The organism is Halobacteriovorax sp. BALOs_7, from assembly GCF_003612895.1.
Classification (GTDB): Bacteria; Bdellovibrionota; Bacteriovoracia; order Bacteriovoracales; family Bacteriovoracaceae; genus Halobacteriovorax_A; species Halobacteriovorax_A vibrionivorans.
The window spans coordinates 3,030,934-3,045,036 of sequence record NZ_CP027772.1; the positions used below are offsets into that span (position 1 = coordinate 3,030,934).

Sequence of the window (14,103 nt, forward strand, 5' to 3'; positions counted from 1 at the left end):
CCCTCTTAATATATGGCAGGACTAAGCCTGCCATAAATTAACGAATAGATTCTTCAATTCTGTCTTCTTCAAGTTTAACGTCTAGACAAAGTGCTTGTAGCTCTCTGATTAGAACGTTGAACGATTCAGGAAGACCTGGTTCAAGTACTTGCTCACCTTTAACGATTGACTCATACATTCTAGTTCTACCGATAACATCATCAGATTTAACAGTTAAGAACTCTTGTAGTGTATAAGCAGCACCGTATGCTTCTAGTGCCCAAACTTCCATTTCCCCAAGTCTCTGACCACCAAACTGAGCCTTACCACCAAGTGGTTGCTGAGTTACAAGTGAGTAAGGACCTGTTGAACGTGCGTGAAGTTTTTCGTCTACAAGGTGGTGTAGTTTAAGCATATACATAACACCAACAGTAACGTCCTCAGCAAATGCATCACCAGTTTTACCATCAAACAGTGTAGTTTTACCGTGTGGTTCTAGGTCTGCAAGCTCAAGCATTTCTCTGATATCTGCTTCTGAAGCACCATCAAATACTTTAGTTGAGAAACGAACACCGCTAGTAAGCTTCTTAGCAAGTGCCATAACAACATCGTCTGAAGCTGACTTAAGCCACGCTTCAACCTCTGGAGTCTTATAGATTTTGTAAATGAAATCCTTGATCTCATGAACTTTCTGCTGTTCTTCAAGCATTACCTTGATTTTTTCACCAAGACCACGTCCGGCCCATCCAAGGTGAAGCTCAAGAAGCTGTCCGATATTCATACGAGAAGGTACCCCTAGTGGGTTAAGTACGATCTCAACAGGTGTTCCATCAGCAAGATATGGCATATCTTCACGAGGTACAACGTTTGAGATAACACCTTTGTTACCGTGACGACCGGCCATTTTATCACCTGGCTGAAGCTTACGCTTAATTGCAACGTAAACAGTAATCTTTTTGATTACACCTGGAGGAAGCTCATCACCTCTATGAAGTTTAGCAATTTCATCAGTAGTCTTAGCTCTAACTCTATTGATCTTGTTTCTAACATCTGCGAAATACTCAGATAGTTTTTCTTCAAGTTCAGCTTGTAGAGGCAAGTAACCAATTAGCTCAAATGGAATTGAAGCAAGTACTTCACCTGTGATCTCAGTTCCCTTAGAAAGAAGTTCTGCTGAACCATCTTCAGAAACAAGAACGTCAGTGATTTTTGCACCTTTAAGCATATCTGCAATTTTTAGAATTGCTGAAGTTTGAATTGCTTTAATTTCAATTCTTTCATCTCTTCTAAGAAGAGTTGTTTCTTGCTCAATGATATCCTTAGATCTTGCACAAAGCTCAACACCTTCACGAGTGTAAACTCTAGCATCAATTACAGTACCGTAAACAGATGAAGGAACTCTTAGTGATGTATCTTTAACGTCACCAGCTTTGTCACCGAAGATTGCTTTAAGAAGTTTTTCTTCAGGAGAAAGTTGAGTTTCACCCTTAGGAGTAATCTTACCTACAAGAATGTCACCTGGCTTAATGATTGCACCAACTCTAACGATCCCTGCTTCATCAAGGTCTTTTAGAGACTCTTCTGAAACGTTTGGAATATCGCGAGTGATTTCTTCTTTACCAAGTTTTGTATCACGAGCTTCAACTTCGAATGCTTCGATATGAACAGAAGTAAATACATCTTTTGCAAGAAGATCTTCTGAGATCAGGATCGAATCCTCGTAGTTGTAACCACCCCATGGCATGAATGCAACAAGAGGGTTTTGCCCAAGTGCTAGGTCACCATTGTCAGTACCAGGTCCGTCAGCTAGAACGTCACCTTTCTTAACAATGTCACCTTCAGTAACAAGAGCTTTTTGGTTATTACAAGTGTTCTGGTTAGTTCTTTGATATTTAACTAGTTTATAAATATCAACGCCAGATTCACCATCTTTAAAACTATCTCTTTGAATAACGATTCTATTTGAATCAACAAAGATTACTCGACCATTGTCTTCAGCAACAAGAACGGCACCAGAGTCTCTAGCGACAATTCTTTCTGTTCCTGTACCAACGATTGGAGCTTCAGTCTTAACAACAGGCACTGCCTGTCTCATCATGTTCGATCCCATTAGGGCACGGTTGGCATCATCGTGCTCAAGGAAAGGAATTAATGATGTTGCAACTGAAATCATCTGAGTTGGAGAAACGTCCATTAAGTTAACTTCTGCAGCGTCAACAAGCGTGAATTCACCTGAATCACGTGCAGCAACGTGCTCACCAACTAGCTTTCCATCTTTGATGTTATTTGCATCGATCTGAGCGATAACTTTACCTTCTTCTTGGAAGGCAGTGAAATACTCAACATCACCAATCTTTTGGTCTTCACCAATAGTTAGGTATGGAGTTTCAATGAAACCGTATTCAGAAACTTTTGCAAATGTTGCAAGAGAAGTAATTAGACCAATGTTTGGTCCTTCAGGAGTCTCAACCGGACACATTCTTCCGTAGTGAGTTACGTGAACGTCACGAACTTCGAAAGATGCTCTTTCTCTCGTTAGACCACCTGGCCCAAGAGCTGAAAGACGACGCTTGTGAGTTACTTCTGAAAGTGGGTTCGTTTGATCCATGAACTGAGAAAGTTGTGATGAACCAAAGAATTCCTTAACGGCAGCAGCAACTGGCTTTTGGTTAACAAGGTCATAAGGCATCATTGTATCAATTTCTTGAATTGCCATTCTCTCTTTAACCGCTCTTTCCATACGAACTAGACCAACTCTAAATTGGTTTTCAAGTAGTTCACCTACAGGTCTAACACGTCTGTTACCTAAGTGGTCGATATCATCTACACGCCCCTTACCATTGTTAAGCTCAACAAGGTACTGGATTGTAGTGTTAATATCTTCTTTTGTTAAAACTGTATTCTCAACAGGAACATCAGTTTTAAACTTATAATTAATTTTCATACGACCAACGCGTGATAGGTCATATCTTTCTTCATTAAAGAAAAGACTTTCAAATAGAGCTTCTGCAGCTTCAACTGCTGGTGGCTCACCTGGTCTTAGTCTTTCAAAGATCTTAAGAAGAGCATCTTCTTTAGTATCTGTCTTATCTAGTAGAAGTGTGTTTCTGATTTGATCACCAAAGTTGATCATATCAATATAAAGACATTCAACTTCTTTAACACCAGCTGCTGTTAATTCTTGAATCTTAGCTTCTGAAAGAGCTTCGTTTGCAAGACAAATAACTTCACCTGTTTCTTCGTTAAAGATATCTTTAGCAACAACTTTACCAACTACTTCTTCTAAAGTTGCAGGAATTTCGTTTACTCCAGCTTCAGTAAGTCTTCTTACAGATGCTTTTGAGAACTTCTTCCCTTTTCTAACAATAGCTTTACCAGTTTTTGGATCAAGTACATCGTTTGTTGCACGAGTACCAGTCATAAGAGATAAGTCTAAAGTTCTAGTGAACTCACCATTCTTATCAAACTTAATCGTTTCCATGTTGTAGAACATATCAAGGATCTCTTCAGTACTATAACCAAGAGCCTTAAGAACTACTGTTGCATGTAATTTTCTTTTTCTATCAATTCTAGCGAATAGGATATTCTTGTGATCGAATTCGAAGTCTAGCCAAGAACCTCTATGAGGAATGATTCTAGCTGAGTAAAGAAGCTTACCACTTGAGTGCTTCTTACCACCATCGTGTTCGAATACGATACCAGGAGACCTGTGAAGCTGAGAAACAATAACCCTCTCAGTTCCGTTATATACAAAAGAACCAGTTTCGGCCATTAGAGGAATATTACCTAAGTAAACTTCCTGCTCTTTGATCGAAGATACAGTTCTCTGTTCGTTACCATCTTTGTCGACTGCTACATCATAGAATACTAGACGAACAACTACCTTAAGTGGAGCTTCATAAGAAAGTCCTCTTTGGCGACACTCTTTTACAGTGTACTTTGGCTCTTCAAGTGAGTAGCTAACAAACTCTAATGATACAGTTTTGTTAAAGTCATGGATTGGAAATACAGAATGAAAAACAGACTGCAGTCCCATTTCTTCTCTTTGAGAAGGAGGTACGTCCTTTTGAAGAAAGTCATCATAGGACTTCTTTTGTAGAAGCATGAGTGGAGGCGTCTCTAGCACCGATGGTGTAGAGGCAAAGTTTCTGCGAAACCACTCGTTTGGTCTAAAAACCTCAGTCATTATGGTTCTCCCGGGTTTTAATTGTTTAAACGTGCACGTTGTATATGTTTTTTTAGTTACTTAATAACTTTTTTTTTTGGTTTAATCAAACGCAAAAAAGGTGTGAAGATCGCTAAATCTCCACACCTGAATTTTTTAAATTTTTATGCGATGAGCAAGGGGCTTAAATTACTTAAGCTCAACCTTTGCACCAGCAGCTTCAAGTTTTTTCTTGATTTCTTCTGCTTCTTCTTTAGTAGCGCCTTCTTTAACAGTCTTAGGAGCACCTTCAACCATTTCTTTTGCTTCCTTAAGACCAAGACCAGTGATACCTCTAACTTCTTTAATAACGTTGATTTTCTTAGCACCTGCTTCAGCAAGTACAACGTCAAATTCAGTTTTTTCTTCTGCAGCACCTGCAGCACCTGCAGCACCAGCAACAGCTACTGGAGCAGCTGATACACCAAATTTTTCTTCAAGTTCTTTTACAAGTTCAGAAACTTCAAGAACAGTCATGCTAGAGATTTTTTCAATTAATTGTTCATTTGTAATAGACATATTTAACTCCTAAATTTTTAAAATAATTTCAACTATTAACTATTAACTTTTAAATTATTCTGCAGATTCTTCAGCTGCAGCTGGAGCAGCTTCACCGCCTGCTTCTTTTTGCTCTTTAATTGCATTAAGAACTCTAGCAAATGCTGAGATCGGTGCATTAAATGTTGCAAGAAGAGTACCAAGCATCTCATCACGAGATGGTAGGTCTGCAATTGCGTTTACTTCTGCTGGTGTTAGTGCTTTACCATCTAGTAAACCACCTCTAAGTTCTACTAATTCAAACTCTTTCCCACATTCCTTAAGTGCTTTTGCAACACCTGGAGCGTCTCCAAATGCGAAAGCAACTGCTTGTGTACCTTTAAGACCTGAAAGAAGTTCTTCCGCGTCTGTTCCGGCTGCAGCCTTTGAAAAAAGTGAGTTACGAGTAACAACTAGCGTTCCATCCGCATCGCGAACAGACTTTCTTAGAGCGTTGGCATCATTCGACGGTAGTCCAATAACGTTTGTTAGAAAGATAGCGTTTGCATCAGTGATCTTTTTATTAAGACCCTCGATGATAACGTCTTTCTCTGCTCTAGTTAACATCGTTTACCTCCTAAACTACTGGAGGGAGATTTCATGCAGGCTTTATGTGGCGTTAAACTTAATCAGCGGCCACACCGACAATCATCAACCCCTTATTATTTACTAGCTACTGCTGTAGCTTCTAGTGTGTCAATTCTAAGACCTGGTCCCATTGTCGTACTGATAGTCAGTGACTTAAGGTAAGTACCTTTTGCAGATGCAGGCTTAGCTTTAATAATTGCTGATACCATTGTATCAACGTTCTTTCTTAGGTCTTCAGTTGAGAATGAAGACTTACCAACTGGAACGTGGATGATACCATTCTTTTCAGTTCTGTATTCAACCTTACCAGCTTTTTGCTCTTTAACAGCATTTTCGATGTTTGGAGTAACAGTTCCTAATTTTGGGTTAGGCATAAGACCTCTTGGCCCTAGGATTCTTGCTACACGACCAAGTTTACCCATCATATCTGGTGATGCGATAACTCTATCGAAGTCAAGCCAACCACCAGCGATCTTTGCAACTAGGTCATCCCCACCTACATGATCAGCACCTGCTGCTTCAGCTTTAGCAACATTATCACCAGAAGTGATAACACATACCTTAACTGATTTACCTGTACCTGCTGGAAGAGCTAGTGCACCTCTAATCATTTGATCTGCGTGTCTTGGATCAACACCAAGTCTAAATGCTAGATCAACTGTTTCATCAAAGTTAGCAAACTTGATTTCTTTAGCTAGTGCGATAGCTTCGTCGATTGTATAAGTTTTTGTTGTATCCACTTTTGAAAGTGCTTCTGTATATTTTTTTGATTTCTTAGCCATTGTACACCTCTTAGTAGTCCAGTTTAATACCAGCTGAACGACATGAACCTTCGATGATTCTTTCAGCAGCTTCTTGAGTAGCAGCTGTTAGATCTGGTCTTTTCGCTTCAACGATTTCTTCAATAACGTTTTTAGATACTGTCGTTACAACTTCTGTACCTGGCTTCTGTGCACCTCTTTTAAGCTTAAGCTTTGTCTTAAGAAGGTATGAAGCTGGTGGTGTCTTTGTTACAAATGTAAAAGAACGGTCAGAGTAAACTGTAATGATTGTTGGAAGCATTACACCTGCGTCTTTTTGAGTCTTTGCATTAAAAGCCTTACAGAATTCCATGATATTAACACCTTTTTGACCTAGTGCCGGCCCAACTGGTGGTGATGGGTTTGCTTTCCCACCTGGAATCTGTAGCTTAATGAAACCTGTGATTTTCTTAGCCATAAAATTCTCCTGCGAACTTGCGTTCTACCAACGATTATTAATTCTTTTCAACCTGAGAAGCGTCTAATTCTACTGGTGTTGGTCGACCAAAGATAGAAACGTTCACTTTCAGTTTTCCGTTTTCGTTTACTGATTCAATAGTTCCAATGAATGAAGCAAATGGTCCTTCAATAACCTTAACTTCTTCACCTTCAGAAAAGTCCACAGTTGTACGTGACTTTTTGAAGCCTTCATTAGATTTACCTGTCATATAAGCTGCCTCTTCATCTGATAAAGGGGCTGGTTTGTCAACTGTACCACCGACAAAACCTGTAATTTTATCTGTATCTTTAACTAGGTGCCATGTGTTCTCATTCATAACCATTTGAATTAACACATAACCTGGAAAGAGCTTCTTAGTGATCGTTCTCTTTCTTCCACCTGCATGAGTTGTAACTTTTTCTTCAGGTACAACAATCTCACCAAAAGAATCTGTTAGCTTGTAGTTAACGATTCTTTCACGAAGAGTCTTTTGAACCTTGTTTTCTTGTCCTGTAAGAGCTTTTGCAATATACCAACGAAAGTTAGGGTTAACTGCTTCAGCCTGTTCAGTTGTTTCTTCAGAAGCCTCTGGCGCTGCAGTTACTTCTTCGTTAAGTTCTTTTTCTGATTCGTTATTATCAACCATGCTTTATCTCACTTTTAATTTTTTAAGTTAGGCTACAGAATTAAACTTAGTAATTGTCTGAATGAGTAATCAATCAGAACAAAGATACCGCTAACAATACTCAAAGCGATTACTAGTCCAACAGTTGTCTTTAAAACATCATCCTTATTAGGCCAAACTACCTTAACTAGTTCGCCATAAACATCTTCAAGTAATGTCGATGCAGACTTGTTTTTTACGATTGACATAAAAACAATCAGACCTACAACAATTCCAACAACTTGTACCGTGATTGGAAAGTTAGGAACCTTTGCTTCTAGATCAAACCATTCTCCTAATTGCTCGAAGAATCTAATCGTAATAAATCCACAAATTGCACTTACAGCAGCAACGAAAGCGTTAATCCACTTTTTGCTGTCTTCACTCTTAATGAGAGACATTTCAAATCCTTTTTTACCTAAATTAAACGTACAAGTACCAGATTATATCCCTTAATTAACATGCTTTGGCAAGTCTAAACAATAAAATGGGATAATTTTCCAAGTATTAATAAATAATATTTAAAAGAAAAGTGGCGGGCGCATAAGGATTCGAACCTTAAACCTACTGATTTGGAATCAGCCGCTCTACCAATTGGAGCTATACACCCGTAGTGATATTGGATTGATAAGTTACCCAAAAAGGCCTTCCTCGTCAATCTCTTATTCTTAGAAAAAAACCAAAATTTAAAAACTTACATGCATATTATAGGATGCAATCCCTACTCAATAAAAAAGGGGACCAAGTGGTCCCCCTCTATATCTTCAATAGAAAATCTATTAGTCTAGAATTTCAGATACTGTACCAGCACCAATTGTTCTACCACCTTCACGGATCGCGAACTTAAGACCTTTTTCCATCGCAATTGGAGTAATTAAATCTACTGCGAATGAAGTATTGTCTCCTGGCATTACCATCTCAACTCCGTCTGCAAGTGTAATATCACCTGTTACGTCTGTTGTTCTGAAGTAAAATTGTGGTCTATAACCTTTGAAGATTGGAGTGTGACGTCCACCTTCATCTTTTGAAAGGATATATACTTCACAGTTGAACTTCGCGTGTGGAGTTACTGATCCTGGCTTAACTAGACACTGACCACGTAGTACTTCTTCACGCTTAACACCACGTAGAAGTAGACCAACGTTATCACCTGCACGACCTTCGTCAAGAAGCTTTCTGAACATCTCAACACCTGTTACAGTTGTCTTAGTTGTTTCTTTAATACCAACGATTTCGATCTCTTCGTTTACCTTGATTACACCTCTTTCAACACGTCCTGTACAAACTGTACCACGTCCTGAGATTGAGAATACATCTTCTACTGGCATTAGGAAGTCAAGATCTGTTGCTCTAGCTGGAGTTGGGATATACTCATCAACTTGTGCCATAAGCTCTAGTACTTTATCTTTACCAATTGCATCGTCTCTCATTTCAAGAGCTGCTAGTGCCGAACCAGCTACGATAGGAATATCGTCACCTGGGAAGTCGTAAGAAGATAGAAGCTCTCTTACTTCCATTTCTACTAGCTCAAGTAGTTCTTCATCATCTACTTGGTCTACTTTATTTAAGAATACTACGATCGCTGGTACACCTACCTGACGTGCAAGAAGGATGTGCTCTCTTGTTTGTGGCATTGGCCCATCAGCCGCTGAACAAACTAAGATTGCTCCGTCCATTTGTGCTGCACCTGTAATCATGTTCTTTACATAGTCAGCGTGACCTGGACAGTCTACGTGTGCGTAGTGTCTTGTTGCTGTTTCATACTCAATGTGTGAAGTATTGATTGTAATACCTCTAGCTTTTTCTTCTGGTGCCGAATCGATTTCGTCGAATTTTCTTACGTCACCACCAAGTGCGTTCGCTAGTGTAATTGAAATTGCCGCTGTAAGAGTTGTCTTACCGTGGTCAACGTGCCCGATCGTACCAATGTTTACGTGGGGCTTACTTCTGTCAAAAGATTCTTTTGCCATGACTTAAGTCTCCTTAAAAAAGTTAAACAAAACCCTATTAGTTTGTCTTTATAAGCTATTTTTGAGTTGTAAGTATCGGATAAATTCAGAATAGATTCAACATAAAAAAAATGCCATCACTATAAAAACCGTACTTACAAATTTTATTTTCTCAAATTGATAACATAAAATTCTTGGATTGCCAGTAAAATCTATACTTAACAGCACAAAAAACGACAATTTAACTTAATTTAATGGAGCTCACGACGGGATTTGAACCCGTGACCTCTTCCTTACCAAGGAAGTACTCTACCCCTGAGCCACGCGAGCATCACAAGATGTGTACAGAGATTTTAATTGAAAACTTAGAAAAAAGGCAAAAAAAAAGCTCCCAAAAGGGAGCTTTTTAATGGAGCGGGCGACAAGGTTCGAACTTGCGACATTCAGCTTGGAAGGCTGACACTCTACCAACTGAGTTACGCCCGCATAAGATTTATCTTTTATAGCCTTTTAAAAATTATCTGTAAAGATATTTTTTAAAATGGTGGCGAGAGATGGATTCGAACCATCGAAGGGATACCCCGACAGATTTACAGTCTGTTGCCTTTGGCCACTCGGCAACCTCGCCACAATCGTAGTAAAAATGGAGCTGGCAATAGGACTCGAACCTACGACCTGCGGTTTACAAAACCGCTGCTCTAGCCAACTGAGCTATGCCAGCCCAAATTTCCTGCGATGGAAATAAGTTATAAAAGAGAACAAAAAATTTGGCAAGTTTTTTTTAAATAATTTTAAGAAAAAACTTTCTCCATCGCTATCGCCGCAGCAACAGAAACATTCAAGGACTCAATCTTTCCTATTGGTTCTAAACGAATTTTTTTCTCTAATAATCGTACAGAAGCGTGTGATAGACCTCTATCCTCTGCTCCTAGCACTAAACATTTGATTCCTGCTATTTCACCAATTTCATTATCATCCGTATGTTCAGTAAGACCTACAGGTGTCACTCCTCGCTTTATTAGAGCAGATAAGAATTTTGGTAGAGAATTACATTTTACAATTTCAATATACTCAAGTGCACCAGAAGCAATTCTGGCCATTGAAGGACCAATATTAAAATTATTTTTAACAGCAAAAACAATATGTGAAACATTATAAAATGCAGCTGTACGCATAATTGCTCCAGCATTATGTACATCAGTTACACCATCAAGACATAATATTTTAACTTCTTCACCAGCATCTATTGCATCAAAAAGAGGTTTCGTTTCTGAAATACTCTTAGCGGAACTTACAAGAAGTACACCAGAAGGAACTCTTGAGTATTGGAAGTCTTCTTTAGCGTAGAGCTCTTTAGCAAGCTCTTGAACCTTATGTGAAGAAACAAGTTTTATATTTAAACCATCTAATTCATGCTTTTTGAGCCCTCCCATTTTATTGAGTTTTTCTAGCCCTTCTTCGCATGCGATAAGTTCTACTGTTGTTCTTTTAGGATTGCGAATTGCATGTACAATTGAATGAACACCAACAATTAAATCTTGTTCCATTACAGTTCCTTTAGTAACTCATTCACTTTAGATATTAAGTCTTCTTGAGACACTTTTATTTTTTCGCCAGAGCGACGTATACGAATCTCAAGCATACCATCTTCTTTATGATCTCTTTCACCAAGTACAACCTGAAGAGGTAAACCAAGTAGATCTGCATCCTTAAACTTAAATCCTGGTCCTGCCTTGCGGTCGTCATAGACAACTTCAAGACCACTGTTGATTAGTGTTTTATATAGTTCGTTTGCTTTTTCTTTGTATTCTTCGGATTTTACAATCGCTACAAATGAAACATTATAAGGTGCTATAGCGGCCGGCCAAATGATTCCATTCTCATCGTGGTTTTGCTCAATTGCAGCAGCAACTAAACGAGTTACACCTATTCCATAGCATCCCATAAGTGGTGCCATGGCCTTACCATTTTGATCTAGGATGGTAGCATCCATTCCCTTTGTATACTTATCTCCAAGTTGGAAGATATGACCAACTTCAATCCCGCGCTTTAATTCAACTTGATGCTTTCCATCAACAGTATAATCACCAGAGCATGCCAACCTTAGATCTGCTGTTTTAATTTGTTTAATAACTTCTTTTGGAACAAAGTTTTCTAAGTGCATATCAAGTTTATTAGCACCAACAACATATGCAGCATCTAGATCAACCTGAGTATCAAATACAATATCAAGGTTTGAGATTTCAACAGGACCAATAAATCCCTTAATAAGGCCAAGGGCCTTAAGTTCAGTGTCTGTAGCAGTTGTCACTTCATAGCCAGGATATACTTTTTCAAGTTTCAGCTCATTGAGCTCATCATCACCTAATAAAAGAACAAGAATAAACTTTTCTTCTTCATCATTTCTGGCTTTATAGACAAGTGATTTTAAAGAATGAAACTCATTCTTTTTTAAGAACTCACAAACTTCTTTAATTGTTGCTTTTCCAGGTGTCGACACTTCGGCCATACTTCCTGTTTTAGCAGCACTTTCAACTTTTCGTATTGTTTTAGCTGTTTCAATATTTGCGGCGTAATTTGCTTCATTTGAATAGATAATTGCATCTTCACCTGAATCAGCAATAACTTGAAATTCATGTGTTTTTGCATCACCATCGGCCATTGCACCACCATCTGCTACGACGGCAGAGAATTCTAGTCCAAGACGATTAAAAACATTTTCATAAGCTTCATACATTCTGTCATATACTTCATCTAAACATTCTTTTGTTGCATGAAAAGTATATGCATCCTTCATTATAAATTCACGGCCACGCATTAGCCCAAAACGAGGTCTGATTTCATCACGAAATTTTGTATTAATTTGATAAAGAGATAGAGGTAAATCTTTATATGACTTGATTGTTTTTCTAAAGACATCTGTGATGGCCTCTTCATTTGTTGGAGAAATACAAAGATCGCGATCAGCCTTATCTTTGAACTTAAGCATTTCACCGCCCATCTTTTCCCAACGTCCAGTTTCCTGCCAAAGTTCACCTGGAGTAACTACAGACATGAGCATTTCATAGCATCCGGCCTTATCCATTTCCTCACGAACAATTTGTTCAACCTTGCGAATCGAACGATATCCCATTGGTAGATAATTATATAATCCAGCAGCTGACTTATGAATCAAACCTGCTCTCATCATTAATTGGTGTGAAGCGATCGTTGCATCAGCTGGTACTTCTTTGTAAGTTTGCCAAAATCCCTTTGATAGAATCATGTAAATCTCTCTTTTTATTAATACGAAAAAACGTAAGATAATGAAAATTCAATATCATTGTACACGTGGTTGATCACGCTTTAAATGCTAAAATATTTTTATATAGACTGATTAGAATGACGGCGCAAGGGCCATGGGTAGATCAAACGCCTGTACTGCTTCTTTCTCTAAAGTAGTAGCTGAAACGATTTCGTAGGCATCTGGAGTTTCTAAAAGCTTACGACAAAGCACGTTGTGAACGTGGTGACCTGACATATAAGTAGTTATTTTTCCGGCGATTTCATAACCTAAAAGACTAATATCACCGATTGTATCAAGAATTTTATGTCTCACAAATTCATCGTTAAAACGAAGCCCATCAGGATTCATTACTTTGAAGTCATCAAGAACAACTGCATTATCGAGAGAGCCACCCTTAATTAAACCTTTTCTCTTAAGCATATCGACATCTCTTAAGAATCCAAAAGTACGTGCTCTTCCAATTTCATTTATATAATTTTCACAAGTAAACTCAAATTCTTTACGCTGTGTCTTAATAATAGGATGTTTAAAGACAATAGTTGAGTCAATTATTAGCTTTTCACAAGGCTCTATTCTTGCCCATTTTTCGCCAACTTTAACTTCCACTGGCTTTGTAACTACTAGAAATTTCTTCGTTTTATGTAATTGTTGGATACCTGTCTCTTTAATGACATATAAGAAAGAGGCGCCTGATCCATCCATTGTAGGAACTTCTGGCCCGTCAATTTCGATAAAACAATTATTAATACCAAAACCGTAGAGAACAGAAAGTAAGTGCTCAACTGTGTGAACAGCGCCCGCACCAGAACCAATAGCAGTATTATTCTCAGTGGCCCCAACTGTCGTAGCAGTCGCCTTTAGGATCTCTGAGTCCTTAATATCTGTTCTTTTAAATGAAATACCAGAATCTGCTTGAGCTGGATGCAGAGTCATAGAAACCTTCTCACCAGAATGGATTCCAATTCCCGTAATCGTAACTGTCTTAGCAATAGTTCGTTGGTTTAACATTTAAATTCACCTAATATTAAGTACTTCATTCCATTTTAAACTTTGCAGCAATATATAGCAAGTATCGTCAAATACCAGCAAAATATTACCAAATCTACCATGTTAAAGCTTTTTGTAACAAAAATTAACCAAGCCTTCCACTCTTTTAATAATAACCCTAAAATAAATGCATATGATAAAACAATATTAGCTTATCTAAATATAACACGTTCAAAAGGTTTTATTTATGAATATATGGAATGAAGAATTCGAATTATCTGACGTAAACAAGTTCAATAAAGGATGTTGTGTCGAGCATCTCGATATTAGAGTGACGGACTTTGGTGATGATTATCTCGTGGCAACAATGCCAGTCGATGAGAGAACAAGGCAACCATATGGCGTCCTTCACGGAGGGGCAAGCTGTGTTTTAGCAGAATCTGTTGGCTCTATCGCTTCTAATTTAGTACTGGATTCTTCTAAGTACTATGCTGCAGGACTTGAGATAAACGCCAATCACATTAGGCCAGTTCAAAGTGGGCTCGTTACGGCCAAGGCTAAAATTGTCCATCTGGGTAAATCAACTCATATCTGGGATATCCGCATTACAGACGAGAAAGACAAATTAGTATGTATCTCTCGTCTGACAATGGCAGTTATTAAAAAATAG

Annotated in this window: 12 protein-coding genes and 5 tRNA genes; 1 reads left to right on the forward strand and 16 read right to left on the reverse strand. The window is 38.4% G+C overall.

Features of this window, described 5'->3' with window-relative positions; genetic code table 11:
* Positions 1 to 37: 37 nt before the first annotated feature.
* The 16 genes from rpoB to lpxC all read right to left on the reverse strand — a co-directional run bounded on the left by rpoB (position 38) and on the right by lpxC (position 13,454).
* Positions 38 to 4,165: a DNA-directed RNA polymerase subunit beta gene (gene rpoB / locus BALOs_RS14435; RefSeq protein ID WP_114705883.1), complete on the reverse strand. Its 4,128-nt coding sequence runs from the start codon at positions 4,163 to 4,165 to the stop codon at positions 38 to 40.
* A gap of 168 nt (positions 4,166 to 4,333) precedes the next feature.
* Positions 4,334 to 4,702: a 50S ribosomal protein L7/L12 gene (rplL, locus tag BALOs_RS14440; protein WP_114705884.1), complete on the reverse strand. Its 369-nt coding sequence runs from the start codon at positions 4,700 to 4,702 to the stop codon at positions 4,334 to 4,336.
* 54 nt (positions 4,703 to 4,756) lie between these two features.
* Positions 4,757 to 5,287, reverse strand: coding sequence for a 50S ribosomal protein L10 (rplJ, locus tag BALOs_RS14445; RefSeq protein ID WP_114705885.1), 531 nt, complete (start codon positions 5,285 to 5,287; stop codon positions 4,757 to 4,759).
* Between the two features lie 95 nt (positions 5,288 to 5,382).
* The gene (gene rplA / locus BALOs_RS14450; RefSeq protein ID WP_114705886.1) at positions 5,383 to 6,090 is read right to left on the reverse strand and encodes a 50S ribosomal protein L1; all 708 of its coding nucleotides are present in this window, start codon (positions 6,088 to 6,090) and stop codon (positions 5,383 to 5,385) included.
* A gap of 10 nt (positions 6,091 to 6,100) precedes the next feature.
* The gene (rplK, locus tag BALOs_RS14455) at positions 6,101 to 6,526 is read right to left on the reverse strand and encodes a 50S ribosomal protein L11 (protein WP_114705887.1); all 426 of its coding nucleotides are present in this window, start codon (positions 6,524 to 6,526) and stop codon (positions 6,101 to 6,103) included.
* 37 nt (positions 6,527 to 6,563) lie between these two features.
* Complete coding sequence (nusG, locus tag BALOs_RS14460) at positions 6,564 to 7,193, reverse strand: transcription termination/antitermination protein NusG (RefSeq protein ID WP_114705888.1); 630 nt, start codon at positions 7,191 to 7,193, stop codon at positions 6,564 to 6,566.
* Between the two features lie 32 nt (positions 7,194 to 7,225).
* Positions 7,226 to 7,612 carry a preprotein translocase subunit SecE gene (gene secE / locus BALOs_RS14465; RefSeq protein ID WP_114705889.1) on the reverse strand — a complete coding sequence of 129 codons (387 nt, stop codon included), beginning with the start codon at positions 7,610 to 7,612 and terminating at the stop codon, positions 7,226 to 7,228.
* Between the two features lie 132 nt (positions 7,613 to 7,744).
* A tRNA-Trp gene (locus tag BALOs_RS14470) sits at positions 7,745 to 7,821 on the reverse strand.
* A gap of 169 nt (positions 7,822 to 7,990) precedes the next feature.
* The gene (tuf, locus tag BALOs_RS14475) at positions 7,991 to 9,181 is read right to left on the reverse strand and encodes an elongation factor Tu (protein WP_120405577.1); all 1,191 of its coding nucleotides are present in this window, start codon (positions 9,179 to 9,181) and stop codon (positions 7,991 to 7,993) included.
* Between the two features lie 234 nt (positions 9,182 to 9,415).
* Positions 9,416 to 9,490: transfer RNA gene (locus BALOs_RS14480), tRNA-Thr, on the reverse strand.
* A gap of 80 nt (positions 9,491 to 9,570) precedes the next feature.
* Positions 9,571 to 9,646: transfer RNA gene (locus BALOs_RS14485), tRNA-Gly, on the reverse strand.
* A 56-nt stretch (positions 9,647 to 9,702) separates the two neighbouring features.
* Positions 9,703 to 9,788, reverse strand: a tRNA-Tyr gene (locus BALOs_RS14490).
* Between the two features lie 16 nt (positions 9,789 to 9,804).
* Positions 9,805 to 9,881 (reverse strand) — tRNA-Thr (locus BALOs_RS14495).
* Between the two features lie 70 nt (positions 9,882 to 9,951).
* Positions 9,952 to 10,707 (reverse strand): RNA methyltransferase, encoded by a 756-nt coding sequence (locus tag BALOs_RS14500; RefSeq protein WP_114705890.1) that lies wholly within the window; start codon positions 10,705 to 10,707, stop codon positions 9,952 to 9,954.
* Positions 10,707 to 12,425: a proline--tRNA ligase gene (locus tag BALOs_RS14505; protein ID WP_120405580.1), complete on the reverse strand. Its 1,719-nt coding sequence runs from the start codon at positions 12,423 to 12,425 to the stop codon at positions 10,707 to 10,709. The genes BALOs_RS14500 and BALOs_RS14505 overlap by 1 nt, the downstream gene beginning before the upstream one ends.
* Positions 12,426 to 12,536: 111 nt before the next feature.
* On the reverse strand, positions 12,537 to 13,454 hold the full coding sequence (gene lpxC, locus BALOs_RS14510; protein WP_114705892.1) for a UDP-3-O-acyl-N-acetylglucosamine deacetylase: 918 nt from the start codon (positions 13,452 to 13,454) through the stop codon (positions 12,537 to 12,539).
* A gap of 226 nt (positions 13,455 to 13,680) precedes the next feature.
* Between lpxC and BALOs_RS14515 the strand changes: the two genes are divergently transcribed.
* Complete coding sequence (locus BALOs_RS14515; RefSeq protein WP_120405581.1) at positions 13,681 to 14,103, forward strand: PaaI family thioesterase; 423 nt, start codon at positions 13,681 to 13,683, stop codon at positions 14,101 to 14,103.